Raw genomic sequence first — 26512 nt, forward strand, 5'->3', positions numbered from 1 at the left:
TTACTCCATCATTTTTTCAATTGGTAATACAAGAATTGAGCTTGCTCCTAACGCTTTTAGTTTTTCCATGGTTTCCCAAAAGAGCGATTCAGTGCTGACCATATGTAATGCAACTCGATTTTGTTCACCAGTTAACGGTAAAATGGTTGGATTTTCAGCACCAGGGAGCAAAGCAACAACATCATCTAAAACCGCAGTTGGAGCGTGTAACATAATATACTTTGATTCTCGAGCTTGGATCACTCCTTGAATTCGAGTCATAATTTTATCTATTAATGCTTGTTTGATTGTAGACATTTCACCTTGTCGTTGAATTAGACAGGCCTTTGATTGATAAATGACTTCTATCTCTTTAAGCCCGTTTGCTTCAAGTGTTGCTCCACTGGAAACTAAATCACAAATCACATCAGCAAGCCCAGCTCGTGGCGCAACTTCGACCGAACCATTAAGCAAACAGGTTTTAAAAGTCACATTATATTGAGCAAGATAGCGACGTAGTAGGTGAGGGTAAGTTGTGGCAATTCGCAAATCATTTAAACATTCAGGCCCCGTATAATCAAAATCACGAGGCGCTGCAATCGACAAACGACAGCCACCAAAATCTAAATTGCGCAATTTTTTAAATTGTGGATTTTCGCCTTCGGCTTGCCTATCTAATACTTCTTCTTCTAATACATTCTCGCCAACAATACCAATATCGACAACGCCATCAATCACCAGACCGGGAATGTCATCATCTCGAACTCGTAAGATATCGATAGGCATATTTTCGGCAAAAGCGATCAAACGCTGTTCTTGCAGATTAATCTTAATGCCACATTGTGCCAGTAACTTTTTTGACTCATCGCTTAAACGGCCTGATTTTTGCATCGCAATGCGTAAACGCGAATTATCTAACATAATATTCTCCCATCTATCCAAAAAATTTATAAATTACAAACAAAAAACCCCCGGAAGTTTGATCTTCCGAGGGTTTTCTATTTGCTTTTGCGATATCACCGGAAGACCAACGTCTTCCAGCACCAATCGCCCGAAGACTATTCAGGAATGATGGTGATGATGATGTTTAGTGATAAAATTAGTAACAAAAACGCAAAAACAAATCATAAAATAATAACCTTTAACTGAGTTAATAATTAAAGCTACTGAACAAAATATAACATAAATTGCTTACTCGCAACTGTTTTTTGTTTTTTATTAACAAAATTCGTATTTATTCTTAGCTAATGGGCATGAATTGTTTACTTAAGTTTAAGATAATCAGTTATTTTCACGCTTAAATGGTATAGAATCCTGAATATTTTTTACAACTGTATAACATTAAATAATTTGTTGTAGTTGATGATTAATTTTGTATCGACAATATTGCTCAATTTCTTCTAAAAATAGCGTTAATCTTTCATCAATAAAGCAACTTTTTATCATATAACACCCATCGCCTGTAATTTTATAAAACTCGATAATTTCGTTAAACGATTTAACCCTATTTTCAAATGCTCTAAATTGGTTGGAATCCATATAAATGGTGATAAATTGCAGGTTGCTGATTTTTTCTTTGATAGTAAACTTTTCGATAATGTGATTAGCGTGCAGTTCTTGAACTCGCTGCCCAACAGCTTGCCCTGTTAAAAATACTTTTTCGCCAATCTCTTTCCATGATTGACGGCTGTTCTTTTTCAATTCATCTAAAATAGCTCGATCTTTTTTATCCATTTTTTCATTTTGAAAGCGAATAATAGCAAAGGCTTTCAGTCTACTATGTTATGCGTTACTCAATTATTACATAATTATAAATAGAAAGATAACAAAGGAGCAAAAAGATGAAACAGGCATTAGTGATTATTGATGTCCAAAATGACTATTTTCCAGAAGGTAAATTTGCCTTAGTTAATACCGAATCTACATTAAAAAATGTTCTAAAATTACAGCAATATTTTAGATTAAAACAGTTACCCATCTATTATATTCAACATACAAAATCTGATCCTAATGCTAACTTTTTCGTTAAAGGAAGTAATGGCGCTGAAATTCACTCTAGCCTATTACCTGTTAACGATTTACATGAATATATTATAGAAAAAAATTTTCCCAATAGCTTTTATCAAACCAATTTACAACAAAAATTACAGCAAGAAAGCATAGAACAATTAGTTCTTTGCGGCATGATGAGTCACATGTGTGTTGATTCAACTACCCGCTACGCTTGCGAACTAGGTTATCAGCCTATTTTAATTCATAATGCTTGCACAACGCGAGATCTTGAATTTAATGATCAAATCCTTCCTGCTCAAATGGTACATAATGGTTTTATGTCGGCATTGACGGGATTTGCATCAGTAATAAGTGCTGATGCATTTATTCATATGAAATAAAATATTAGTAAAACTAGCTTTTTTGATAGGTATGTACACAAAATGCTACACCATATCAAAAGGCATAAAGCGATTGGGAAAAATTAGGCGTTGATAAAAACAAAAAACTAATAAAAGGGTTTTTATCAGAAAATAAATATTCTTACTAGAAAATCAAAATGTTAAGTTGGAATTAAAATTGTGCTTTAAAAATAAAAAGCAACTTTAACAGTTACTTTTTATTGCAAATTCGGCTAACTATTTAATTGCTTTTGCCACAATTTCTTGCGCTTCTTGTTGAAGCGTACTTAAATGTTCGTTGCTTATAAAACTTTCAGCATAAATTTTGTAAGCATCTTCGGTTCCTGAAGGGCGAGCGGCAAACCAACCGTTTTCTGTAATCACTTTAAGCCCGCCAATTGGTGCATTATTAGCAGGTGCAGTCGTTAGGCATTGAGTAATTTTTTCGCCAGCTAGGTTGTCGGTAGTTAATTGACTAGCATCAAGTTTCGCTAGTTTTTGTTTTTCATTAAACGAGGCTGGCGCTTGAATTCGTCCATAATAAGAAACACCAAATTTTTCTTCCAGCTTTTGATATTGTTCTTGTGGATTTTTACCCAATTTAGCTGTCATTTCGGCCGCTAATAAGCATAAAATAATCCCATCTTTGTCGGTCGTCCAAACTTTACCGTTAGTTCTTAAAAATGAGGCGCCAGCACTTTCTTCGCCAGCAAAGCCTAGTTTGCCTTGGTAAAGCCCATCAGCGTACCATTTAAAGCCAACTGGGTATTCTAAGTATTTTTTGTTTAAGCTATTGGCTACTCGATCAATCATTGAGCTTGTGACTAGCGTTTTACCAATGGCGATATCTTTATGCCATTGAGGGCGATTTTGGAACAAGTAATTTACACATGTAGAAAGATAGGCATTTGGGTTCATTAGCCCGGTAGGGGTCACTATACCATGCCGATCAAAATCAGTGTCGTTGCCAAAGGCTAAATCAAATTGATCTTTTAATTTTAATAATCCAGCCATTGCCCAACGGCTTGAGCAGTCCATTCTGATCACTTCATCATGATCTAGGTGCATAAAACTAAATGTTGGATCGATGTTGTTGTTAACAATATTTAAGTTAATACCATATTTTTCGGCAATTCTAGGCCAATAAGTGATACCAGCACCACCCAATGGATCAACACCAATTTTTAGTGATGATGATTTGATGAGAGATAGATCGAGAATATTTTCAAGATCGTTAATATAATCGGTTTCGTATTCTTTCGTATGGATATAATTTGAATGTATTGCTTTGTCTAAGCTGATGCGTTTTACACCATTTAGTTTGTTTTTTAGTAATTCATTAGCGCGGTTTTCTATTTGCTTTGTAATATCAGTATCTGCAGGACCACCATTAGTTGGATTATATTTTATTCCGCCATCTTCAGGTGGGTTATGTGATGGCGTAATTACGATGCCATCGGCAAGCTGGGAATGTTTGTCTTGGTTATAGGTTAAAATAGCATGTGAAATCACTGGCGTTGGTGTATAGCCCCAATCATGAGCCATGACCACAGTTTGTTCATTAGCAACAAAAACTTCAATAACTGATTTTAATGCAAGTTCTGAAAGTGCATGGGTGTCTTGACCAATAAAGCATGGACCAGTAATGTTATTGGCTTTGCGGTATTCGGCAATGGCTTGAGCAACGGCTAATATATGAGCTTCATTAAATGTACCTTTGTTGGAACTGCCACGATGGCCAGACGTACCAAAAATGACTAATTGGCTAGCATTATCCGTATCAGGTTGGATTTGGTAATAGTTATTTTTTAAGGCTTCAACGTTAATAAGATCCGATGCTTGCGCTAGCATTCCTGCGCGGCTTTGCTTGGCCATTTTTTACTCCTCTTTCATAAACTAATATTTTATAATGGCTAAAAACATGAATTGATTGAGTTTATATCGTGTTTTTAACGCTATATGTGTTTTTATTTAACTGTTAAGGTAAAAAAGCGTTGGTAACTTGGTTTATCATTGTTTCGGATATGCCCATGTCACTCATTATCGATTCAATAATATACATTTTCCTGGCAGTATTGGTATTACTAATAACCCAATAAGGTGTGCCAGTAATTTCGCGAGGTTTGGTATTTTTACCTGATGTTTCGAGTGATAGTTTGTCTTTTGCGAGATATTGTCGTTTGCTACCATGCAATGAGGTGGCGGCAATAGCAAAAAGTGCTGGATTATAGTTATATAATGCACTAAGTAATAATATAAAACGACTAATAATAGATTTTTCGTTTGTAAAAGTGCTGCTAGTCAATAAATCATTAAAAAGAGGATAATGATTTTCTTTTTTTACGCTAGTTCGTTGTTTTGCCAATCCAGATTGGTTTATATTTAACAAACGTCGTAATATACTTGATGCGTCTTCACCAATGTGTTTAGTTTGGCCAGCAATAAATTGGTATAATTCTTCGTCGATTTCGATAGTTTTCATTATGTTACATATGCCTATTAAATTATTTTACGGAACATCCTAAAGCAGGAACTTTGCCAAGGTGTGAATCATTTGCTGTTTTATTATCTAAACAACCACCTGATGGTTGCTCAAAAGCAGCGCTATCTGTTTTTTGTGGCGCTTGATTTACATCATGACAGGCAGTTATCATAACTGATAATATTACTTGAAAAAATAACCGTTTCATATATTCATTATATGCTTAATAAAATATTGCGCTGAGTATAACCTAACTTAGGCATAAATTGTATTGGCTATTGATAAAATAATGAAAATGGTATTGTCGTTTTTCAAAAACAATATTATCCTAAACAATGTATAACGAGTTTATACGAATATTACATGAGGAATTAATTATGAAAAAAATCGTCACATTAACTATTTTAGCTGCACTTATATCTGGATGTAGCAATAGTGATCTCTATTCTGGCGATGTATATACGGCTGATCAAGCAAAACAAGTTCAGCAAGTGAGTTATGGTACAGTTGTTTCTGTACGACCAGTTAAAATTCAAGCTAATGCGTCAAATGGCAAGAGCGAAAACGTAGCGGGTAGTTTAGGTGGTGCTGTTCTAGGTGGTGTTTTAGGCAATACCATTGGCGATGGCACTGGTCGAGTGTTAGCTGCTGCTACAGGTGCTATTGGTGGTGCAATTTTGGGCGATGCAATTCAAAATAAAGCCAGTCAAGCTGAAGGGGTTGAATTAGAAATTAAACAGAATAATGGATCAAATATTGTTATTGTTCAAAAAGGTTCTCCTAATGATTTCTTTGTTGGTCAACCTGTTCGTTTAGTTACTAACGGTAAGCAAATTAGCGCTTCACCTCGTAGTTTTAAAAATTCAATAAAATAAGAGTTTTTAACTTTTAATAAATTGTATGTGATTTTCGATTGAATTTTGCTCATCTTTATGGTGAGCAACATGTTAATTTTATTCGCTTTTTGTGATTATTTTTTATCATACATTCTTAATCTGCAACAAATATTTGCCTGTCTAAGCACTAACGTATAAACTCACCACAAATTTTAATGTGATAAGGAGCAATAAAGTAATGCGTATATTACATACCATGATCCGCGTTGGTGATCTACAACGTTCAATTGATTTTTATACTCGTATAATGGGAATGCGTGTGTTAAGAACCAGTGAAAATACTGAATATCAATATTCATTAGCTTTTGTTGGTTATGGTGATGAAACTATCAGTTCAGTTATTGAGTTAACTTATAACTGGGGCACTGATCAATATAAACATGGTTCGGCATTTGGTCATATTGCAATTGGTGTTGATGATGTTGCTAAAATGTGTCATGACGTGAAACAAGCAGGCGGTAAAGTTATCCGTGAAGCCGGACCAGTTAAAGGGGGCACAACTATTATTGCTTTTGTTGAAGATCCTGATGGCTATAAGTTAGAGTTAATTCAAAACGATCAGGCCGATAGAGGATTAGGTCATTAATTTATTCTATCAATGATATCGCACTGATATTTAGGCGATATCATATATGTTTTAATTTGAATGGTTTGCCAATAAATCTGCTAATAATTGTTTATTGATAACAGTTTGTTTTGATTGCTCTAAACTAGCTGTGGTAATTATTGCGCTTAAGGCATTTAACGATATATTAAAATCGTCATTGATAATGACATAGTCATACTCGTTATAATGCGAAATTTCAGCCTGTGCTTTTTTCATTCGTTTGGCAATGATATTATTGTCATCTTGCCCACGCTTTACTAGCCGATTTTCAAGCTCTTTTAGTGAGGGTGGTAATATAAATATACTTTTTGCATCAGGCATTTTTTTGCGTACTTGCCTAGCACCTTGCCAATCAATATCTAAAAAAACATTAGTCCCTTGCGATAGGCTTTGCTCGATTTCGGCTTTAGATGTGCCATAATAATGGTCAAAAACGTTAGCATATTCAACAAATGCCTGCTTGGCAATTAATGATTCAAAGTGCTCATGATCCACAAAATAATAATGCTCGCCATGTGCTTCACCAGGGCGAGGGGTGCGCGTTGTATGCGAAATTGATACTTTGGCTGGGTGCAAATTACTTTGGGAAAGGTAAGCTTGAATTAAACTTGATTTACCAGCACCACTTGGCGCTGAAACAATAAATAGAGTTCCTGTATACATAGATTGGTTTATCACTTTTAATAAATAAATGCTTTTTAATTGTCAAAGATGCTTTTGTAAATATTATAGCAAAATAAAAAAATAGATAGAGTTCTATATCTATTTTTGATATTGGATCGTGCAATTTTTATTACTTATCATTACTTTTTTATGTGATTTAGGTAAAGCCATTTTACAAAAATCGCTTAAAACATATTAGTTAACAATATTTTGCTAAAAATTAATCATTGCATTGATTTGATTATGCCAACATTAGCTATTTGCTTAGCTCCTTATAAATTGATCGTGTCAACGAGTGCTCTTTACGTACAAACTCTTTATGGTATGCCTAATCAGGGGAAGATGGTGGTAGGTTTGTTTATTATATCAAATCTAAAGTTATTGAAGATAAGTATTGTTATGGCGATAAGATTTATACTAGACCTAACCTTGAAAAAATTTAAATCGTTGGGATGATAAATGAAAAAAGGATCTGGTAATAGGGCGGTAAGAAAAACGAGGGTTTAAATTGCAGGATATTAATCAGCCATATTTCAATTTTCCTCGCAGTGGAGCCAATGGGCTATTTTTTAAATTATTTGCTCCAAAATAAAATAGGATAAATTAAGCTATAGCAAAACCCCAGCAAATTCGAGTATTAGTTTAATTATTAGCGATGACGTTGAAGGTGTGCCAAAGGAAGGTGTGCCAAAGATAGATTTATTCGGCCCAACACATGATGTAAACAAAGCAACCGCAGTCAGTGCTGTGCCAACCACATTTATTATCTATACAGCGAGGAAAAAACAAAACCGTGTATAGTTTTTAAGATTGATAAATGGTATATCACTAAAAAATCTAAAGTTGAAGCGTATTTTATACGAGAAAAAGTACAAGCATATCGCGATTCAATAGGTTATAGGTTGCCACTAGGCGCAGAATTAACTAACGCATACCCCAAATATTGGGGTAAAGGTACTAATTTTAGTCCTAATTACTATTATCGTAAGGTTGGGGGAGGTTATTTACTGAGTTGAGTAATTTGATGGGGTATTGCCCAAATAGTAGTTTTTGGTTGACGATTTTATGCTGAATTAATAGAACCAAATAAACGTAGTTTTCCGTGGGTAGTAACATCCAATGTTGGACAGATAAAGGGCATTCAATATTCAAGAGCGGTTTGTGTTAATGGAAAGTAGGGCTTTATAGTTAACTTTTTGGTTTTGAATGTCTTGGTATAAATATTATAAGCAGAGGAAATGTAGTTGCATTGTGCTACTGCATTTTATTTTAGAGTAATAAACTATAGATAAGGCATTGATTCTTAATTGTTATTTTGCCTATTGTTGATTGATTTAATTTCTAACAATAGGTGAGCTTTTGCAAAATCAAAAATATCGTAAATCAATTAATAATTCATTGCATTTATTTTTATATTCAAGCAAACTGCCGATACTTTGGGTAAATCAACCCGCTTATTGATAATTTACGATAATACAATGTTTATTTTTAGGTGGTTGTTATGTCATTAACATTTAAAGATGGAGTTTATGCCTGTATTCCAACATTATTGGGTTACATCGGTATCGGTATTGCTGCAGGCATTGTGGGCAAATCAGCAAACTTGTCAGTATTTGAAATTACGTTGCTGGCTATTATCGTTTATGCTGGCGCAGCACAATTTATTATTGCTGGATTAATGATGGTCGCTACACCCATTTCGACCATTATTTTTACTACTTTTTTAATTAATTCACGTCATTTCTTAATGAGCATGGCAACAGCCCCCATTTTTCGCAAGTTTTCACTATTTAATAATATTGGTATTGGTAGCTTATTGACTGACGAAAGTTTTGCTGTTGCTATGAATGCTATTGCTAATAAAGAGCCTATTAACGCAGCTTGGATGCATGGACTTAACTTAACCGCTTATACTACTTGGATTTTATCTTGCTTATTGGGTGCTTTAATTGGTGAATGGTTACCCGATCCTGCTCTGTTCGGTTTAGATTATGCTCTAGTAGCCATGTTTATTGGTTTGTTATATTTGCAATTAATTGGTGATAAAAGTAAGCATTTTAAAAATCGAATTTTAGCAATGCTAACGGTTGCAGTTACGCTTATTTTGTTAATGCGCTTTGTATCTCCTGAAATGGCTATTTTAATCAGTACGCTTATCGGTTGTTTTATGGGGATGGTAATGGAGCGTGATGTATGACAATGTATAGCTTATTAATTATTTTCGGTTGTGGGTTAGTGACTTGGTTGCCGAGAATTATTCCATTTTTATTGGTTCGGAAATTGCAGCTACCTAATAGTGTAATTCAGTTTTTGTCGTATGTACCTTTATGTATTTTAACTGCACTGTTTGTGCAAAATTTATTTGTAGCAAAACAAGGACAGTTTCCTACTTTTAATATAGAGTATTGCTTAGCAACAATTCCAACTGTCATTATTGCTTTTGTAACCAAAAATTTAATGTTTATTGTGGTTGCTGGTATATGCTTTATGGCGTTAATTCGTTACTTTATGTTTGATTTTACGTTATTCGATAATTAATTTCTAATTACGATGTATAAAGGCTATTTTAAGCACAAATAAAAAACAGGGCATTTGCCCTGTTTTTTATTTGTGCGCTTTTATGTTCTTTCTTTTGGTTCTAGCTTATTTATCGACTTTAATAACTTTTCTGCCTCATTGGTTTGGCCTAATTGATTAAAACTATCGGCTACCGCTTTTTGATAAGTAATATTATTTAAGATGGCTCGGGGTTGTGAGTGCCACCATTTTACTAGCGCTTGAGGATCATCGCTAGCTGAAAGTTGTTTAATTCGGCCAATATAGGCTGTTTGTTTAAGCTGATCTAATCGCAATTCGCTATACGCTTTAGCTTTATACATTGCTGGCAATAGGTCTATGATTGCTTGATAATCGCCCATTTCGTAATAAAGTTGATCAGCTAGTCTAAGCACTTCACCATTGCGTGGTTTTTCGTTTAATAGTTGATTCAATGTCATTCTTGCAGCAGTGTATTCGTGGTTTTTTATTTGTAAGCGAATCTGTACCAATTGAAAGGTAAATAAATCTTTTGATTGGCAACTTTTAGCAGCTTGCTCAAGAGATTGATTTGCTTCAATTAATTCATTATTATTGATTTGAGCTTGGGCTGCAAGTAAATACGATAAAGTGATATTTTTTGCCCCTTTAGCGCTTTTTACAAAAAGTTTAGCAGCTTGCTTATAATCGCCCTCAAGCAATAAGGTTTGTGCTTGTTCAATGCGTTTTATTGATTTTTTTGGTGAATGTAAGCTTAGCCAATTGCCTAATGCCGTTTTAGAACTAAATATTTTACTAAAAAAACAATAAATTAGGTAAAGGAAAAGCAACCCAATTAATTCAAATATCATAAATGAATTAAACGACATGCTAATACGATAATTAGCAAATTCAAATACCGCTGAGCCTTGCTGCCCTTGTAATAATGGCCCAAGAAACAATCCACCGACTAGCACTAAGAAAATAATTAGTATTTTTATCATCATTATTCTCCTATTTTGCTAACATTGAACGAACACGGGTTTGCATCAGTTTTTCAAGCTCGCCGATGCTAGCTAGGTCTTCAGGGACATTTTGATTACTGATAGATTGATTTTGTAAGCTTTCAAGTTCATTAATGAATGCTTTCACGCTTGGCGCATTACCATCAAAATAGGCATTAACCCAAATAGCTGCATCGCTAAGTGCTCGTTGGTAAATAAGTTCTTGATGTCTTGGTACTGCTTGTGCTGCAATCAATAGGCGGAAACGAATATTTTCTCGCAGGTAGAGTGATTGTTCTAAACTCAGTGGTGCTTTTAAAATTTGGCATTTTGTGATTTGTTTTTCATCTTTGCCAGCTTGTTCTAAGCATGCTTTAAAATTGTTATCTTTATCGTCAAGTTTTTCAATAGTAATGAATTTATCCATAAAGGTCTTAGCACTGCTTAACAAATTGCTGGACCACTCACTAATTGATGATGATAACTCATTATTATTGTTATCAACTACATTATTGGAATTCGCCTGTACAGTATTGCTTGTGGTATCAACATTTTGGGATTTACTATTATAGTTGTTTACATTTGTAGTATCTTCGCTATATAGCGTCATACCAAGGTCAATATCTTTATAATTGCCAACTAAAGGTAATTCGGTAAGTGATTCTGACAGACCAATTAAGTTAATAATAATACCATCAGTATCAATAAAACTTACTTGAGCGAGCGAATTGATATCTTTATCAATAGCTTGCCTTGCAGGTAGTAAGCTCGAATCCTCAGCTTGTACAAGGCTTTGATCTGCACTTTTTAGTAGTAATCGTGCTGATGTGTAATCTTGGTCATTCCATATTTTACGACCTGCTAAATGTACTAAATAATTTGCTTGTGAAATTAACCAAACATTGTGATCGGTGGTGGACATAGCAGCTAAGCGTTCATTAATTTTTTGCAAGTTTTGTTCAGTAAGTTTTAATGAATCATTAAATTGATTGCTTAATTGCTGTTGCTTTTCTTGCTGATCGCCAAGTTCACGCTCAACACGCTGTTCTAACGAGTTAAATTGTTGGTTTTGCTTATTGATTGCATCGTTAATACTATCTTGTAAATCAGTTGTGATGCTTTGTTTTGTTGTTTGTTTTAAATTTGCCAATTCAGTTTGCAATGTCGAAATGACCTTTTTTTGCTGCTTAATTTGCTGATGACCATAATAAAAACCAAAACCACTTAAGCAAACGGTTAATGCTATAGCAATTATCGATAGCTTTGAAGTAGGAGCACAGCTACTGTTGGCGTTGTTGTTATTAATTGACTTGGGTTGAGCCTTAGATTCTACAGGTGGGTAAGGTTGTGGGTCTGTTGAATTTCTTTTGTCTTCTTTCATAGTCTTATTTGCTTTATTTTGAGTCGCAGTTGTTGATGGTTGACTAAATGAAGTTGTGCTTATTGTTGATAGTGTTGCATTGGCGCCATAGTATCTTGGTGACATAAATGACCTCATTTAGATTTATTAGAAATTTATATTGGCATTATGACACAGAGTTAATCTAGTTTTAAATAAATTTTGATTATTCTTTTATTGAAAAATATCATATACTATTTTTAAGTAGCTTGTTTATTATTAAATTGACTTGATTTTATTTTTAGATTAACAACAGCCTGCTCGAAGTCGAGTACCATTTTTCTCAGTATCTATTGATCATTCACCTTGCACCTCTAATGGCTTTACGTCGCATATGAACATCGCATTAATCTATTTTTATTATGTAGTTATAGCATGGTTTATTGTTACAGCCTCAAACAGATTTTGATTATTTGCACTATTGACTAGTAGAATTTTTTGCCATTTGAGTTGTTTGGCTTTTGCAAAGATTCGTTGGCTTGTGACAACAAGATTAACATGCATTTTATGTTTAAGATTGCTATATAACTCAAGCCGAATTAAGTGTTCTAGACTGGTAATAATGATGATTTGATTTTCAGTATTTCTAGAGAATATATTAGATGGATAGTTGATTGGCCTGCGATCATAACACGCTATAGATTTAACCTTAGCTTTTCGATTTGTTAATGTTTGTGCTAATAATTGCCGTCCCGAATTGCCACATAAAATTAAAATGGTATGGTTCTGTACAGATTCTTGTTGAAGTTTTTCCAATAACCCTTCGCTATTTTCTTTTTCGGGATAGTTGATTTTAGCTGTAGTGAATTGGCTGAATAATTGTGCTGACTTTTTGCCTATTGCGTAATAACGAATGTTAGCTGGCAATATTAGATTTGAAAAATGTGCATTAATAACATGCGTAACTTGCGGTGAAACAACAATGACTATATCGTTGGGTACAAGATTATTGAATTGTTCTTGTAAATTTAGAAGCCCATTTCCTTGTGAGATTTTAAAAAATGGGAGATGTTGCGCTGGCAAGTTTGCTTGATTAAATAGTTGGGCAAGCTTTTCACCCTCTGGAGAGGGTCTGGTTACAAAAATCATTTTTGATGTAATTCCTGTAATATTGTTTTTGCACCTTGTTTTAGCAGGCAATTTGCTAGCTCTTGTCCTAGCCTTTCTGCTTCGGTTAAACTACCTTTTAACGAGGCTTTGATTATGTTAGAACCATCAATGCATCCAACAAGGCCCTCTAATAATAAGGTATTATTATTTAATTGACTATAGCAAGCAATGGGGACTTGGCAACCACCTTGTAAGGCTTTATTCATCGCTCTTTCAGCTTGGATACAAATGTGGCTATTTTTATCATCAAGCACTGAAAGAATATCTAATATTTGCTTGTCATTTATTCTTGTTTCAATGCCAATCGCACCCTGTCCAACAGCAGGTAAAATTAAGCTGGTATCAATATATTGTTTGATTCTGCCATCTAATGCCAACCGTTTTAAGCCAACTGCAGCTAAAATAATTGCATCATACTCATTATTGTCGAGCTTCGCTAAACGAGTGCCGACATTACCTCGAAGTTCTTTAATTTGTAAATGTGGATATTTAGCTCGCAATTGACATTGACGTCGTAAACTTGATGTGCCAACCACTGCATTATTGGGTAGTTCATCTAGGTTTGAATATTTATTTGAAATAAACGCATCACGTACATCATCTCGTTTGCAAATTGTCGTGAGAGCTAGCCCTTCGGGAAACTCAGCCGGAATATCTTTTATCGAGTGGACAGCAATATCTGCCTCATTATTTAATATTGCTTGTTCTAGTTGTTTAACAAAAAGGCCTTTTCCTCCAATTTTTGATAGTGGGCTATCAAGTAATACATCACCTTTAGTTGTCATAGGGAGCAAATCCACCGTTAAATTTGGGTGAGCAGCTAATAGCTGTTGCTTAACAAAATTAGCTTGCCATAGAGCTAGAGGGCTTTTTCGTGTTGCAATGCGAATATTCAATTACAGTTTCCTATCTCTACAAATTATATACTTTTATTTGACTCAATTAATGAGTTTATTTTACAGCCTGAAAGGTTTGCAGTAGTTCGTTTCAGGCTATTTATTAAATTTAAGCGGTTATTATTATAGTTTGTCAACAAAACTCGTTGCGTAACCGATATAGTTAGCAGGGGTTAGCTGTTTTAATCGTATTTTTTCAGCTTCGGGCAAAGCTAAAGAGTCGATAAACAGTTTAATGTCTTGTGCATCAACACGTTTCCCTCTAGTTAATTCTTTTAATTTTTCGTAGGGTTTTTCTATTCCATAACGACGCATAACTGTTTGAATAGGCTCGGCAAGCACTTCCCAATTACAGTTAAGCTCTTCAAGTAAATAAGCCTCGTTGACTTCAAGTTTATTTAATCCTTTTAAAGTTGATTGGTAAGCGATAATGGCATAACCAATGCCAACTCCAAGATTACGTAAGACTGTTGAGTCAGTTAGATCGCGTTGCCAGCGAGAAATTGGCAATTTGCTGCCTAAATGTTTTATGATAGCATTGGCAAGCCCTAAGTTGCCCTCTGAGTTTTCAAAGTCAATCGGGTTAACTTTATGTGGCATTGTAGAAGAGCCTATTTCACCTGCAATAGTCTTTTGCTTGAAGTGATTTAATGCAATATAGCCCCAAATATCACGATCAAAGTCGATTAGAATGGTATTAAAGCGTGCTACACAATCAAAGAATTCTGCAATATAGTCATGAGGTTCGATTTGTGTGGTATAAGGATTCCATGTTAGCCCTAGTGAGTAAACAAAATCTTCACTGAATTTATGCCAATTTACTTGTGGATAAGCCACAATATGTGCATTATAGTTGCCTGTCGCTCCGTTAATTTTCCCCAATATTTCAACCGATTGTAACTGTTTTAATTGGCGTTTTAGGCGGTAAGCTACATTGGCAAATTCTTTACCGATTGTTGTGGGTGTAGCTGGTTGACCGTGTGTTCTTGAAAGTAGTGGTAAGTCCCGATAAGCTTTTGCTTGTGCGGTAATGTTATCAATTAGCTTATTCCAATAGGGAATTAAGACAGACTCTTTAGCTGTTTTTAGCATTAATGCATAAGATAAGTTGTTAATGTCTTCTGATGTGCAGGCAAAATGAATAAATTCATTGATTGCGTGTAATTCCTCGTTAGTGCTGACCTTTTCTTTTAAATAATACTCCACCGCTTTGACATCATGATTGGTTGTTTTTTCAATTTTTTTAATGCGATTTGCATCTTGTTCACTAAATTGTTCAATAATTTGGTTCAGATGATTGATAGCTGATTGGCTTAAGGCTGGAATTTCTAAAATATCTGCTTGTGAGGCTAATTTTTTTAGCCAACAAATCTCGACTTGGACACGGTATTTTAATAAACCATATTCGCTAAAAATGGTGCGTAATTCTCTTGTTTTTTCGCCATAACGCCCATCAATAGGAGAAAGGGCTGTAAGTGCAGATAATTCCATCGGTTTAACTCCGTTGCTATTTTGAAATATCAGTTATAAAGTGTAAGCTAGTTTGCTCAATTAATTTGCTCTAATAGCTGCTGTGCAGCGCTACAAATGCGCTTGCGGTTAAAAATAAGTTGAAAACGATTGCCACCAACTTGATACCATAAAATGGCGGATCGAACACAACCCAAAAGTGCTGTTCTTACTTTAGCTTGCACTAATGTGTTTTGCAAAAACTCGACTTTGCCAATCACTTTAATTTTAGTTGATATAGGGCTGATGATATCGGAATAAATTCCCGCTAAAGAATAAGATAGGTCATCAATATGAGCTCTAACAATTTCATCACTTATATCGGGATAAAGTGATGATATACGTTTTAATCGCTGATCTATCTTATCTAATGCGTCATTATTTTTTAGTAGTTTGCTTGTAATGCTAAGTGTGCCAAACAGGTAACGAATAATTTGGGTTTGTTCTTTTTGTCCCGATGATAATAGTTGTATTAATGTTTGTAATCCTGTTTTGATGTTTTCAATGCCATCATAAACATCGTCTGTAGTCTTTGGAGTAATTTTAAAAACGCTTTTTATTGCTTGTTCATAAATTATGGTACTGCAAACACCAGTGTTAGCAAGTTGAGGCACTAATATTGCGCTTTGTACAGCACCAGCAAGCGCAATAGCAATATGATGGTATTTATTATTCACTTTTTAGAACTCCTTACTTACTGCCTTTTATTCGTTCTTCTATAATACCACCACCAAGGCACACCTCGCCGTTATAAAATACTGCTGATTGACCTGGCGTTACAGCTGCAACAGGGCTATCAAAAATAACTTCGATTTTGTCATCAGTTAATGGAGTAACTTGGCAGGCTATGTCTTGTTGGCGGTAGCGTGTTTTTACGGTACAACTAAATGGCTGGGTTACCACTTTACGGTCAACCCAATGTAGTTGCTGCGCAGTTAACCCATTTGAAAACAGTGCGGGGTGATCATGACCTTGCGCTACAATCAATTCGTTATTGGTTAGATCTTTATCAACAACATACCATGGCGTGTCATCTGCCTGTTTCAGTCCACCAATTCCTAAGCCTTTTCGTTGTCCTAACGTATGATACATAAGGCCTTGATGCTGACCAATCACCTCGCCATTGACAGTACGAATTTTACCTGCTTGAGCGGGTAAATATCGTGCTAAAAAGTCACTAAATTTGCGTTCTCCAATAAAACAGATACCAGTTGAGTCTTTTTTAGTTGCAGTAACTAGACCAAGTTGCTGTGCAATTTTACGCACTTCAGGTTTTTCAAGTTCACCAACGGGAAATAAACTTTGATGGATTTGCGATTCACTAAGAGTATAGAGAAAATAACTCTGGTCTTTATTGTTGTCGATACCTCGCAGTAACTCAACTTTATTATCTACTTCTCGTTTGCGTACATAATGTCCAGTTGCAATGTAATCAGCACCAAGATCTTCAGCTGCGTATTCAAGAAATGCTTTAAATTTAATTTCTTTATTACATAAAATATCAGGGTTTGGTGTGCGTCCTGCTTTGTATTCAGATAAAAAATGTTCAAAAACATTATCCCAATACTCGGCAGAAAAATTAATAGTATGTAGTTTAATGTTTAATTTATCACAAACAGCTTGGGCGTCTGCTAAGTCAGCAGCGGCTGAGCAATATTCTTCTGTGTCGTCCTCTTCCCAGTTTTTCATAAATAGTCCAACAACATTATATCCTTGTTGTTGTAATAAATAAGCAGAGACAGAAGAGTCAACACCACCAGACATACCGACAACGACTTTTTTTTGAGTGTTTATATTTGGCATAATGATTATATTAATAGGTAAAATTAATAAAAAAATTTGATGTTAATTTTAACATAACTAGAGGAAAAAAGCATAAAGTTATGCTAATAGCGATTGTCATGTTAGTTTGGTTTTTGCGTTAATATTGTACTAAACCGCATTTTTTCTGAAAGTTTTGATATTTTATCATCCACGGAAAAAAACGATATCACAAGGAATTAAAACAGCCTTATTAGTTCAAATTCATAAAGCTGTTTTTATTTAGATACTTAATTAGAGTTAGTTAAGATCTTTCAATAAGTAAACAACAAGACCTATAATTTTAAAGTCTTGAGATTCAGATTTATCACCAATGATTGCAGGGTACTTAGGGTTGTCACAAAGTAACGCTAAATTAGCACCTTGATTTTGAATGCGCTTAATACTAATTTGATCCTCATATTCTACCGCATATAAGTAGCCATCAATCGGTTTGCAATAGGTTTTGTTGATAATAAGAATATCATGGTTTGATATTGTAGGTTCCATACTGTCACCTTTTGCCCATACCGCAGCTAAGTCTTCGTAGTCACAACATTGATGTTTTATTAAGTTAATATCAAAAGGAATTGATTCAATTTTTGAATAAGATTTATTCGTTTCGTTTAAATGGTGAAATGGGATATGCACAAAACTGTGACGTTCGGATTCTGGCAATAAACGGCATTCACCTTTACCTGTTACTAGCCACTCAATCGGAATATCGCATTTTTGGGCAATAATAGCTAGTCTATTTAATGCTGGATAGGTTTTCCCTGACAGGTAATCCCGTATTACAGCTTCCGACATACCAACTTTTTTAGCAAAGGCATTACCTGATATACCTTCTAATACTAGATTTAATCTATTTCTAAAATTAATTACTCCTGTATCGGTTAGTGCTCGTGTTTTTTCTTTTTCATATTGTTTTTTTATGTTGTTTTTGGCCATTTTATGTCCCTTTCCATGTGTTTTTTTGTTTTTGTTATTTTAATTCATTTTTTTATGTGCTATTCTTTGCTAGGTGATTTCTTACATTTTGAGCATTGTAATACCGATAATCTTTACAATAGCAAAAATTTAACTAATAGAGGATCTCATAATGAGAGGACAAGATCAAGACTGGACACCATCTAGAGTTGTAGGTGAAATTAAAATAAGAGGGGGTAATTTAAGAGCATTGTCGAGAGCTAGCGGATTGCAGGCCGATACTTTGAGAAATGCATTATATCGACATTGCCCTAAATACGAGCGAATTATTTCTGAATATTTGCAAGTTCCTGTTGAAAAAATTTGGCCATCACGTTATCAATCAAAAGGTCAAAATAATATAAATATAAAAAATACTAAAATGTGATTATTTTGTTTTTTTGCAAAATATACTGTGAATTATATTGAGGTTTACAAATAATCTGAGGGAGCTATTGCTCCCTTTTATTTTGTTTTAAAGTAATAACCACAAATAGCCAAAAATATCGACAGCGAACATATTTAAAAACATCAGAATAAACACAAAAATCATAAATGAAATATCAATCATACCAATCGGTGGCACAATACGTCGTATAGGTGCAATAAAAGGTTCCGTTAACTGAGCAAGAAGCTCATCTGCATTTGATTGCCCGCGACTAACCCAACTTAAAACTGCTCGAAATAACAATAGCCAAAATAATAAATATCCAAACGCATGAGCTATTGCTGCAAGAGCATAGAGAAGATATTCACTAGACCAAATTGGCGTGTTAATTATTCCATAATGACAAATAAAAATAATTTTAATCAATGCAAATAGGTATAACAGCAACCAAGTAGCGGTATCTATACGTCCAATTGATGGAATAGCTTTACGTAATGGGCCAATAACGGGTTGAGTAATGCGAACAATAAATTGGGTAAAAGGGGTATAGAAATTTACACGTACCCGTTGCATCCATAAGCGTAAAATTAAAATATATAAACATGCCGTTAAGACCGATTTCCCTAAAAAATAAAGTGATGTCATTTAAAACTCCTTAACTAAATATATTTTGGCAATATATCACAAATACTGTCTTGCCCCAAAGATAGCAGTACCAATACGAACCATCGTGCTACCTGCAACAATCGCAGCTTGCATGTCGCTACTCATGCCCATGGATAATGTGTCCATAAATGGATAATCAGCTTGTAAAGAATGCAAAAGTTTCTGCATTTTGGTAAAGACATTTAATTGTTTGCCAAAATCATCTTCTATTTCAGGAATGGCCATTAATCCGCGTAAATTTAGATTGGGTAGCGCAATAATTTGTTTTACTAAACCCGCAACTTCTTCAGGAGCAACTCCTGACTTACTGGCTTCTTGGCTAATATTGACTTGAATTAGTACATTTAATTTAGCCATGGATGTAGGACGCTGATCATTTAAACGTTGAGCAATTTTAAAGCGATCAATGGTATGCATCCAGTCAAAATTTTCTGCCACTAATTTACTTTTATTCGACTGTAAAGGCCCAATAAAATGCCAAGTTAAAAGTTGGGATGACATAGTTTTTTTGAAATATTGGATCTTTTCTATGCCTTCTTGAACATAATTTTCACCAAAAGAAAATTGTCCAGCACTTATTGCTTCTGTGATCTGTTGTACTGGTTTAGTTTTACTAACTGCAATAAGTTCTATTGTATTGGGATCTCGTTTGCATTTTGATGCAATTGTTTCAATTTCATTTCTAATAGCCAATAAATTGTCATGTATTGTATTCATTTTTATTCCCAATTAATAATTATTAGGTTAATTGTAATGTTAAACTCGATATTAGCGCTTAGTGTAACGCAAAATGCTTCAGATTTGCATCTTTCAAGTGGCGAAGCTGTACGAATTCGCATTAATGGGCAACTTCAGCTTTTATCAAAAGAAAAATTGTTATCATTAAATTTGGAAATTGAATTATTAAAGTTACTAAACGAAGTGCAAAAAAAACAATTACAACAAAATAGACAAATCGATTTGGCCTATCAAGCTGCTGGAATAGGTCGATTTAGGGTCAATATTTTTTATCAACAACGAGGCATTTCGGCTGTATTTCGAATAATTAAAAACTATATTCCCGATCTATCTGAGATAGGCGCACCAGAGGTTTTTAAGAAACTAATAAAGTACGAAACAGGTATAATATTAGTTACTGGTTCGACCGGAAGTGGTAAATCAACCACGCTTGCATCATTAATTCAGCACATCAATTTGACCCAATCTAAGCACATTATTACACTAGAGGATCCTATTGAATTTATCTATCAAAGTCAAAATTCATTAGTTCAGCAAAGAGAACTTACTTATTTTGATCATGCCATTATTGATAGTATTTTAAGGCAAGATCCTGATATTATATTATTAGGTGAATTACGCAATAAACACGCAATTCAAGCAGCATTAACTGTCGCTGAAACTGGTCATTTAGTTTTTGCTACTTTGCATACAAATTCTGCTATTCAAAGCATAAATCGTATGATTGATGTATTTGAAAGCAACTCACATGATTTTATCCGTACACAATTAGCTAACAGTTTAAGAGCTGTTATAAGCCAAAAACTAGTGCCTACCGAACAAGGACGTAAAGCGTTGTTTGAAATTCTAATCAATACGCCAGCTATTAGTAATTTGATTAGTGAAGGAAAAATTAAACAAATTTTTTCGATTATGCAGACCGGGCAACAGTATGGCATGCAAATTATGGCTGATAATTAGTGATTAGCTATTATACAGTTCTATGCCAATCTAATTTTTGAATGATAACAACGAATAAATAAAAGTAGATCTTTACAAATCTTTACAAAAAATAGTTTTTTTTATTTTTTAACTGTGTGCTTTTTAGTTATAATTGAGCGATTCTTATATATTCTATTTATGAAAGCGATTCACCTAGTCTAGGTATTATAAAATTAGCTAACAAATTAAATTTATTAAATAAATTTAATTTGTTAGGAAGCTGTAACTTGAAAAATGGAAGGAAAATGATATAATGTTAGTACAGGCACACAGGCACACAGGCACACAGGCACACAGGCACACAGGCACACACATTTGAACAATGCCGAAAGTTAACACTACCATTATGGATTTCATCATTTTTTAAGGTTTTCCAGTGCTTTCCTTATCATAATACACACCTAATAATATTTTTAAATTTTGTACAACAAATAAAACCTGTATTTTTAATAAAAATAACTAAAGCATATGGTAATATTCTTGAGTTAATACATATTCTTTTAAATATTAGACATAATGTTTTCAAAATTATGATGGCGCTATTCGGTTTAATAATATCTAATAACGTGGCGTCAATTTTATCTGCTGTAACAACAAAAGAGATTTATGGTAGTGCGCCATACTTAACTTTTGATGGTGGACGTTCGCATGCTGATTCTGTTTCTCCATTATTGTCAATTACGCTGCCTGATAATAAAGTTATTAATGCATTAGAAGATGAATCAAGTATGGAAAGTCCGATAATATTAGATAAAAAATCTGCTACTTTTGCTGATATAAAAACATTGGTACCATTTAAAAACTATCCAAATATATTAACCGATGAAGTTATTGATAATAATGGTTATTGGCAAGATGATGATGGCGATAAGCTTAATCACACAAGCACAAGTAAATTAACTATTAACTGGCAAAATTTGGAAGGTCAAGATATAACTAGTTATGTAAAAAACAACTCAAATAGCGTATTGAATGGGTGTGATGCGCCTTATAAACTGACCTTAAAATTAGATGATATTGAAATAGTGACTCAATATGGTATACCATCAAAAAGTGGTAAATTTACAGGTGGGAAACATACCTATTATATTTATCCTAAAATTGATAAACCTAAGTTTTGTTACGCAAAACCGAATTTAGAGTTTGATCTTCATTCTAGCGAACTCCCTTATGACGGCGCGATTTCTTCTATTAACGCAGGAAATGGCGAGTGGAATAAGCATAGGGGGTTTTATGCTTATAATCCAGCGAATTCTGGAGCAAATTTTCCAACCACAGGATCTCATAATTTATTTTTTTACTTGAGTGTTGCAGGAATGAAAGCACAAGATATTGTGAATAAGAATGGTCGAACAATTTCGAAGGGAGGGGTAACATTAGCGTTAAATGCTGAAAATACGCTACCGACAGGGTTAGTCAAAATTACCTTAATGGGCCCTAAGGAGAATAACCCTGGTTCCTTTATTCCTTCAACATTTTATTTACACGATAAAAACAATGGCCCATTGTATAGTTTTAGATTAGAGCGTTGGTATGTAGCTAAAAAAGGCGGTGCAGGCGGTTATCAAAATGCTGTAACGTTTTGTAATAATTTTAATGGTGGCGGGTATCGTGTAATTAAAGTGCTGGACTTTTCTAATTCAAATCGAGCAGAAAGTGTTAATTGGCAAAATGGTATAATAGACGAAACTTATTTACGAAAAATTAGTTATAAAGAAAATGGTTATTGGATGGGAGGATTACTTAGCGAATGGGGGCGTATGACTCAAATTTACTACAAAGACAGTGATTGGGAGTTTTTTAAAGTAGGTGATCCTAATTGGGATGCAATCAACCGTGCATATTATTGGACATCAGATCAACATTACTGGAACTATAATTTTGTTGTAGAGGCTAATAATGGGCTTGTTGGTGATAGAGGGCATTCAGATCAAGATTATAGAGTAGCCTGCGTTACTCCTTAATTTGTAGTTATCATCTAAAACAGATCTAATCATGATTATTTAGACAAGTAAAGAACCCAATTTTTTGTCTAGATAATCAATAGAGTTCATACAGATGTAAACTAAGAACTAATCTGATTGCTAATTAGTTTTTAGACAATACGCCAGCAAATGCTACTTTTCTTATTTAAAAAGTAAAATGTTTAACAACTATTGATCACACACTTTAATAGAAATTAGTTTTAGATTTAAAAATACTTATGAATATAGTTAACAATAAACTATATTGTTAAAAAGTGAGTTTTGTATCAAAAAAATATTCTATAATTGTGAAAAAGCATTGATATTAAAAGGTGATAAATAAATGGAAAAAAAAATTGGTTTTATTGGTTTAGGTAACATGGGAAATGCCATATTGCAAGGTATTTTGGGTAGTAATATTGTGCCAGGAACACAAATTTATGTTTATGATCATCATCCGGAAAAAGGTCAAGTTCTTAATCAAACTTATTCAGTAAATGATCTCGATTCAGCAAGAGATGTTGCTCGTGAGGCCGATATAGTTTTTATTGCGGTTAAACCTAATGTGATTGTTGATGTACTTGTTGATATTCAAAAAGAATTAAAGAAAAATACCATCGTTATTTCAATTGCGGCAGGTGTTACCATTAAAACAATTGCCAAATGTGTAGGTTATGAGCAAAAAATTATACGAGTTATGCCAAACACACCAGCACTTGTTAATGCCGCAATGTGTTCAATTACTCCCAATACCGAAATTACGGATGAAGAATTATCTGCTGTTCAACAATTATTAAATTGTATTGGTGAAACAGAAGTTGTTCCTGAAGATTTAATTGACGCAGTTATTGGTGCAAGTGGATCTTCCCCCGCTTTTGTGTTTATGTTTATTGAAGCACTAGCTGATGGCGCGGTTAAAGGCGGATTATCAAGAAAACAAGCTTACAAGTTTGCTGCCCAAGCAGTTTTAGGATCGGCAAAACTATTATTAGAAACAGGTAAACATCCAGGTGAATTAAAAGATATGGTCTGCTCACCTGCTGGCACTACAATTGAGGGAGTGCAAATGCTTGAAGCTAAAGGCTTTCGGTCAGCTGTGATTGATGCTGTGGAAGCAACGGTTAATAAATCTAAATATCTTGCGGAAAAGTAAATATAAAATTATCTATATTTTATATTTATTAAGTAATTTTAATGGCATTGCAAAACAAAAATATGATTAAATATTAATCATTGTTGGGCGTGAGCAATATAGAAAAAGTGTTTAATGAAGAGTGAATAAAACATCTTTCTTTAGCTATGAACAATATTAATTTAAAAAATGGCAACAAATACTTGATGATTTGAATAGGTAAAATAATAACTAGTAAATTAATACTAGTTATTATATTGTTGATGTGCGAAAATATTTAACAAAATATTACAGACTTTTAATTTTCGATTATCAGCTATAAATTTAACTCTATCAATATAATTCATAAATAAAAAAGCTAAATTTACAAATCTTAACAAAAAATAAGTTTATTTACTTTAAAGCGATACGTTTTTATGTTTATAATCTAATGCATTATTTATGCTAGTTATTAGCTATTTATTTCAGGCTCTAAAAATAAAATATATTAAAAGTGAATTAAGAAAGAGTAATTAATAAATTATTAGTTACTAGCTTGTTAATTTAATTTTATAAAGGCAAAAGCAAGTGGGAAATTTTTGAAAAATGAGATAGGAAATGATATAATGAAGAAAGAACAGCACACAGCACACAGCACACAGCACACAGCACACAGCACACAGCACACAGCACACAGCACACAGCACACAGCACACAGCACACAATTTGAACAACTAAAAAAAATAACTTTACATATCCCGCTGTTTTTTAAAGTTTTTATACAATTTGTTTGTCATCAAGCTTGTTTGTGCATAATATCACCCAATTCACAGATTAAACGTTATATTTCCCAAGCAATTTGGGCATTATTTGGATTAATGATATCGAATAATGCTATGTCAGCATTATCCGCTGTGACGGTAAAAAAGATCCATGGTAGTTCGCCCTATTTAACCTTTGATGGCGGTGCGACTCATGCAGATTCAGTTAGTCCCTTATTATCAGTAACATTGCCTGGAAACAAAATTGTTACTGTATCAAATGATAGCTCAAGTATGGAAAAACCATTAGTATTAGATAAACTTTCAGCCACTTTTGCAGATATCAAGACATTAGTGCCTCATGAAAATTATCCAGAGGTATTGGCAGATAAAGTCATTGATGACAATGATTATTGGAAGGATGATGATGGCGATACATTTCATCGTGTCAATTCGAGTAAATTAAAAATAAAATGGGAAAATATAGAAGGGCAAGATATTACTGATTATGTGAAGCACAATGCCAATAGCTTACTTAATGGGTGTGATGCACCTTATAAATTGACGTTAGAAGTTGGGGATATGAGTATTGAAACAGAATATGGCATACCATCTCAAGGAGGTCATTTTACGGGAGGAAAACATACCTATTTCCTTTATCCAAAGGTAGATAAACCTAAGTTTTGTTACGCAAAACCAAATTTAGAGTTTGATTTTCACTCGGGTAAAATCCCTTATAATGGTGCGATTTCATCTATTAACGCAGGTAATGGTGAATGGAATAAGTACAGAGGATTTTATGCTTATAATCCAGCGAATCCTGGGGCAAACTTTCCAACCACAGGCTCTCATAATTTATTTTTTTACTTGAGTGTTGCAGGAATGAAAGCGCAAGAATTTATTAATACGAATGGTGATACAATTTCCAAAGGAGGAGTAACGCTCAAATTACATAGGGAAAATAGTTCTCCTACTGGTTTAGTCAAAATTACCTTAACGGGTCCAAGTTTAGAAAATCCCGGAGCTTTTACACCTTCGACATTTTATTGGCGAGATGCAAATAATCAACCATTATATAGTTTTAAGCTTGAGCGTTGGTATATAGCTAAAAAAGGTGGTGGTGCAGGTGGGTATCAAAATGCAGTAGCATTTTGTAATAATTTTAATGGTGGTGGGTATCGGATAATAAAAGTACTTGATTTTACTAATGGAAGGGCCAGTAGAGTCAACTGGCAAATAGGTATAGTTGAACCGTTTTATCTGAGAAAAATTAGTTATAAAGCGAATGGTTATTGGATGGGGGGATTACTTAGTGAATGGGGGCGTATGACACAGCTTTACTATAAAGACAGTGATTGGGAATATTTTCGTGTTGGCGATCCCGCTTGGGGAGATTCTAGAGCCATTTATTGGACTTCAGATGATCAAAATCGTTGGCACTATAATTATGTTGTAGAGGCCAATACTGGTGGTGTTGGTGATAGAGATCATTCGGATCAAGATTATAGAGTAGCCTGCGTTACTCCTTAATTGGTATTTATGTTTTGAACATACATTTAATTGTAACTATTTAGCAGGAAAAGTCTCTATCTTCTGCTAAATAGTTGGTCGCATCAAATACAGAAATTACTGATAAAGAATTAATTATTTTACAAACATTACTGAGTTTTATTGTTAAAACC

General features: G+C 34.0%; 26 protein-coding genes and 1 other annotated feature. Of the genes, 10 read left to right on the forward strand and 16 right to left on the reverse strand.

All coding sequences use genetic code 11. The features are described from left to right. Entirely contained in the window at positions 1-900 is a 900-nt protein-coding gene (gene hisG / locus A9G41_RS00275; RefSeq protein WP_065566266.1) for an ATP phosphoribosyltransferase, read from the reverse strand. A 38-nt stretch (positions 901-938) separates the two neighbouring features. After that, positions 939-1063, reverse strand: a sequence feature (His leader region). A 257-nt stretch (positions 1064-1320) separates the two neighbouring features. Further along, the gene (locus A9G41_RS00280) at positions 1321-1713 is read right to left on the reverse strand and encodes an Lrp/AsnC family transcriptional regulator (protein ID WP_065653262.1); all 393 of its coding nucleotides are present in this window, start codon (positions 1711-1713) and stop codon (positions 1321-1323) included. Between the two features lie 107 nt (positions 1714-1820). Here A9G41_RS00280 and A9G41_RS00285 point away from each other — a divergent pair, with 107 nt between their 5' ends. Further along, positions 1821-2372, forward strand: a complete 552-nt coding sequence (locus A9G41_RS00285) for a cysteine hydrolase family protein (protein ID WP_065582573.1) — start codon at positions 1821-1823, stop codon at positions 2370-2372. Between the two features lie 237 nt (positions 2373-2609). On the opposite strand, the gene pgm is transcribed toward A9G41_RS00285, so the two are convergent. The 3 genes from pgm to A9G41_RS00300 all read right to left on the reverse strand — a co-directional run bounded on the left by pgm (position 2610) and on the right by A9G41_RS00300 (position 5062). After that, entirely contained in the window at positions 2610-4247 is a 1638-nt protein-coding gene (pgm, locus tag A9G41_RS00290; RefSeq protein WP_065582572.1) for a phosphoglucomutase (alpha-D-glucose-1,6-bisphosphate-dependent), read from the reverse strand. Between the two features lie 103 nt (positions 4248-4350). Next, on the reverse strand, positions 4351-4854 hold the full coding sequence (locus A9G41_RS00295; RefSeq protein WP_065572379.1) for a hypothetical protein: 504 nt from the start codon (positions 4852-4854) through the stop codon (positions 4351-4353). A gap of 22 nt (positions 4855-4876) precedes the next feature. Then, positions 4877-5062 (reverse strand): hypothetical protein, encoded by a 186-nt coding sequence (locus A9G41_RS00300; RefSeq protein ID WP_065582571.1) that lies wholly within the window; start codon positions 5060-5062, stop codon positions 4877-4879. Between the two features lie 166 nt (positions 5063-5228). Here A9G41_RS00300 and A9G41_RS00305 point away from each other — a divergent pair, with 166 nt between their 5' ends. Together A9G41_RS00305 and gloA are read left to right on the forward strand one after the other, a co-directional pair. After that, on the forward strand, positions 5229-5729 hold the full coding sequence (locus A9G41_RS00305) for a glycine zipper 2TM domain-containing protein (protein ID WP_065582585.1): 501 nt from the start codon (positions 5229-5231) through the stop codon (positions 5727-5729). A 199-nt stretch (positions 5730-5928) separates the two neighbouring features. Beyond that, positions 5929-6336: a lactoylglutathione lyase gene (gloA, locus tag A9G41_RS00310; protein ID WP_065582570.1), complete on the forward strand. Its 408-nt coding sequence runs from the start codon at positions 5929-5931 to the stop codon at positions 6334-6336. A gap of 51 nt (positions 6337-6387) precedes the next feature. Here gloA and gmk read toward each other — a convergent pair whose 3' ends face one another. After that, positions 6388-7020: a guanylate kinase gene (gene gmk, locus A9G41_RS00315; RefSeq protein WP_065582569.1), complete on the reverse strand. Its 633-nt coding sequence runs from the start codon at positions 7018-7020 to the stop codon at positions 6388-6390. Positions 7021-8521: 1501 nt separating this feature from the next. Here gmk and A9G41_RS00325 point away from each other — a divergent pair. After that, positions 8522-9217: an AzlC family ABC transporter permease gene (locus tag A9G41_RS00325; RefSeq protein ID WP_065582567.1), complete on the forward strand. Its 696-nt coding sequence runs from the start codon at positions 8522-8524 to the stop codon at positions 9215-9217. Further along, positions 9214-9558, forward strand: coding sequence for an AzlD domain-containing protein (locus tag A9G41_RS00330; RefSeq protein WP_065582566.1), 345 nt, complete (start codon positions 9214-9216; stop codon positions 9556-9558). The genes A9G41_RS00325 and A9G41_RS00330 overlap by 4 nt, the downstream gene beginning before the upstream one ends. Positions 9559-9638: 80 nt before the next feature. On the opposite strand, the gene A9G41_RS00335 is transcribed toward A9G41_RS00330, so the two are convergent. From A9G41_RS00335 to A9G41_RS00370, 8 genes are all read right to left on the reverse strand, one after another. Beyond that, positions 9639-10538: a heme biosynthesis HemY N-terminal domain-containing protein gene (locus A9G41_RS00335; protein WP_065567485.1), complete on the reverse strand. Its 900-nt coding sequence runs from the start codon at positions 10536-10538 to the stop codon at positions 9639-9641. Positions 10539-10548: 10 nt separating this feature from the next. Then, on the reverse strand, positions 10549-12024 hold the full coding sequence (locus A9G41_RS00340; RefSeq protein WP_065582565.1) for a uroporphyrinogen-III C-methyltransferase: 1476 nt from the start codon (positions 12022-12024) through the stop codon (positions 10549-10551). 273 nt (positions 12025-12297) lie between these two features. After that, positions 12298-13026 carry a uroporphyrinogen-III synthase gene (locus tag A9G41_RS00345; protein WP_065582564.1) on the reverse strand — a complete coding sequence of 243 codons (729 nt, stop codon included), beginning with the start codon at positions 13024-13026 and terminating at the stop codon, positions 12298-12300. Beyond that, positions 13023-13943 (reverse strand): hydroxymethylbilane synthase, encoded by a 921-nt coding sequence (hemC, locus tag A9G41_RS00350; RefSeq protein ID WP_065582563.1) that lies wholly within the window; start codon positions 13941-13943, stop codon positions 13023-13025. The genes A9G41_RS00345 and hemC overlap by 4 nt, the downstream gene beginning before the upstream one ends. Positions 13944-14066: 123 nt before the next feature. Beyond that, the gene (purB, locus tag A9G41_RS00355; protein ID WP_065582562.1) at positions 14067-15434 is read right to left on the reverse strand and encodes an adenylosuccinate lyase; all 1368 of its coding nucleotides are present in this window, start codon (positions 15432-15434) and stop codon (positions 14067-14069) included. A gap of 56 nt (positions 15435-15490) precedes the next feature. Continuing rightward, a complete protein-coding gene (gene hflD / locus A9G41_RS00360; protein WP_065567480.1) occupies positions 15491-16129 on the reverse strand; it encodes a high frequency lysogenization protein HflD in 639 nt (212 codons plus the stop codon). Between the two features lie 13 nt (positions 16130-16142). After that, on the reverse strand, positions 16143-17255 hold the full coding sequence (gene mnmA, locus A9G41_RS00365; protein ID WP_065582561.1) for a tRNA 2-thiouridine(34) synthase MnmA: 1113 nt from the start codon (positions 17253-17255) through the stop codon (positions 16143-16145). Between the two features lie 258 nt (positions 17256-17513). Continuing rightward, a complete protein-coding gene (locus A9G41_RS00370) occupies positions 17514-18203 on the reverse strand; it encodes a LexA family transcriptional regulator (protein ID WP_065587892.1) in 690 nt (229 codons plus the stop codon). A 151-nt stretch (positions 18204-18354) separates the two neighbouring features. Here A9G41_RS00370 and A9G41_RS00375 point away from each other — a divergent pair, with 151 nt between their 5' ends. Continuing rightward, positions 18355-18609 carry a helix-turn-helix domain-containing protein gene (locus A9G41_RS00375; protein ID WP_065582559.1) on the forward strand — a complete coding sequence of 85 codons (255 nt, stop codon included), beginning with the start codon at positions 18355-18357 and terminating at the stop codon, positions 18607-18609. 87 nt (positions 18610-18696) lie between these two features. Here the strand turns inward: A9G41_RS00375 and A9G41_RS00380 are convergent, their stop codons facing one another. Both A9G41_RS00380 and A9G41_RS00385 read right to left on the reverse strand, forming a co-directional pair. After that, positions 18697-19254 (reverse strand): YggT family protein, encoded by a 558-nt coding sequence (locus A9G41_RS00380; RefSeq protein WP_065587891.1) that lies wholly within the window; start codon positions 19252-19254, stop codon positions 18697-18699. 36 nt (positions 19255-19290) lie between these two features. Continuing rightward, complete coding sequence (locus tag A9G41_RS00385; protein ID WP_075539169.1) at positions 19291-19992, reverse strand: YggS family pyridoxal phosphate-dependent enzyme; 702 nt, start codon at positions 19990-19992, stop codon at positions 19291-19293. 36 nt (positions 19993-20028) lie between these two features. Between A9G41_RS00385 and A9G41_RS00390 the strand changes: the two genes are divergently transcribed. From A9G41_RS00390 to A9G41_RS00405, 4 genes are all read left to right on the forward strand, one after another. Continuing rightward, positions 20029-20973, forward strand: a complete 945-nt coding sequence (locus tag A9G41_RS00390) for a type IV pilus twitching motility protein PilT (RefSeq protein WP_065582556.1) — start codon at positions 20029-20031, stop codon at positions 20971-20973. A gap of 551 nt (positions 20974-21524) precedes the next feature. Continuing rightward, positions 21525-22958: a hypothetical protein gene (locus A9G41_RS00395; RefSeq protein ID WP_179854666.1), complete on the forward strand. Its 1434-nt coding sequence runs from the start codon at positions 21525-21527 to the stop codon at positions 22956-22958. A 343-nt stretch (positions 22959-23301) separates the two neighbouring features. Then, positions 23302-24111 (forward strand): pyrroline-5-carboxylate reductase, encoded by an 810-nt coding sequence (gene proC, locus A9G41_RS00400; protein WP_065588237.1) that lies wholly within the window; start codon positions 23302-23304, stop codon positions 24109-24111. A gap of 584 nt (positions 24112-24695) precedes the next feature. Further along, complete coding sequence (locus tag A9G41_RS00405) at positions 24696-26360, forward strand: hypothetical protein (RefSeq protein WP_075539171.1); 1665 nt, start codon at positions 24696-24698, stop codon at positions 26358-26360. Positions 26361-26512: the final 152 nt, after the last annotated feature.

Source organism: Gilliamella sp. Nev5-1 (genome assembly GCF_001690895.1).
GTDB lineage: Bacteria > Pseudomonadota > Gammaproteobacteria > Enterobacterales > Orbaceae > Gilliamella > Gilliamella apicola_C.

Excerpts from the sequence above, each read along its gene's own strand:
- hisG (WP_065566266.1), bottom strand. The coding sequence starts at position 900 with ATGTTAGATAATTCGCGTTTACGCATTGCGATGCAAAAATCAGGCCGT.
- A9G41_RS00280 (WP_065653262.1), bottom strand. The coding sequence starts at position 1,713 with ATGGATAAAAAAGATCGAGCTATTTTAGATGAATTGAAAAAGAACAGC.
- A9G41_RS00285 (WP_065582573.1), top strand. The coding sequence starts at position 1,821 with ATGAAACAGGCATTAGTGATTATTGATGTCCAAAATGACTATTTTCCA.
- pgm (WP_065582572.1), bottom strand. The coding sequence starts at position 4,247 with ATGGCCAAGCAAAGCCGCGCAGGAATGCTAGCGCAAGCATCGGATCTT.
- A9G41_RS00295 (WP_065572379.1), bottom strand. The coding sequence starts at position 4,854 with ATGAAAACTATCGAAATCGACGAAGAATTATACCAATTTATTGCTGGC.
- A9G41_RS00300 (WP_065582571.1), bottom strand. The coding sequence starts at position 5,062 with ATGAAACGGTTATTTTTTCAAGTAATATTATCAGTTATGATAACTGCC.
- gloA (WP_065582570.1), top strand. The coding sequence starts at position 5,929 with ATGCGTATATTACATACCATGATCCGCGTTGGTGATCTACAACGTTCA.
- gmk (WP_065582569.1), bottom strand. The coding sequence starts at position 7,020 with ATGTATACAGGAACTCTATTTATTGTTTCAGCGCCAAGTGGTGCTGGT.
- A9G41_RS00325 (WP_065582567.1), top strand. The coding sequence starts at position 8,522 with ATGTCATTAACATTTAAAGATGGAGTTTATGCCTGTATTCCAACATTA.
- A9G41_RS00330 (WP_065582566.1), top strand. The coding sequence starts at position 9,214 with ATGACAATGTATAGCTTATTAATTATTTTCGGTTGTGGGTTAGTGACT.
- A9G41_RS00335 (WP_065567485.1), bottom strand. The coding sequence starts at position 10,538 with ATGATAAAAATACTAATTATTTTCTTAGTGCTAGTCGGTGGATTGTTT.
- A9G41_RS00340 (WP_065582565.1), bottom strand. The coding sequence starts at position 12,024 with ATGTCACCAAGATACTATGGCGCCAATGCAACACTATCAACAATAAGC.
- A9G41_RS00345 (WP_065582564.1), bottom strand. The coding sequence starts at position 13,026 with ATGATTTTTGTAACCAGACCCTCTCCAGAGGGTGAAAAGCTTGCCCAA.
- purB (WP_065582562.1), bottom strand. The coding sequence starts at position 15,434 with ATGGAATTATCTGCACTTACAGCCCTTTCTCCTATTGATGGGCGTTAT.
- mnmA (WP_065582561.1), bottom strand. The coding sequence starts at position 17,255 with ATGCCAAATATAAACACTCAAAAAAAAGTCGTTGTCGGTATGTCTGGT.
- A9G41_RS00370 (WP_065587892.1), bottom strand. The coding sequence starts at position 18,203 with ATGGCCAAAAACAACATAAAAAAACAATATGAAAAAGAAAAAACACGA.
- A9G41_RS00375 (WP_065582559.1), top strand. The coding sequence starts at position 18,355 with ATGAGAGGACAAGATCAAGACTGGACACCATCTAGAGTTGTAGGTGAA.
- A9G41_RS00380 (WP_065587891.1), bottom strand. The coding sequence starts at position 19,254 with ATGACATCACTTTATTTTTTAGGGAAATCGGTCTTAACGGCATGTTTA.
- A9G41_RS00385 (WP_075539169.1), bottom strand. The coding sequence starts at position 19,992 with ATGAATACAATACATGACAATTTATTGGCTATTAGAAATGAAATTGAA.
- A9G41_RS00390 (WP_065582556.1), top strand. The coding sequence starts at position 20,029 with ATGTTAAACTCGATATTAGCGCTTAGTGTAACGCAAAATGCTTCAGAT.
- A9G41_RS00395 (WP_179854666.1), top strand. The coding sequence starts at position 21,525 with ATGATGGCGCTATTCGGTTTAATAATATCTAATAACGTGGCGTCAATT.
- proC (WP_065588237.1), top strand. The coding sequence starts at position 23,302 with ATGGAAAAAAAAATTGGTTTTATTGGTTTAGGTAACATGGGAAATGCC.
- A9G41_RS00405 (WP_075539171.1), top strand. The coding sequence starts at position 24,696 with ATGAAGAAAGAACAGCACACAGCACACAGCACACAGCACACAGCACAC.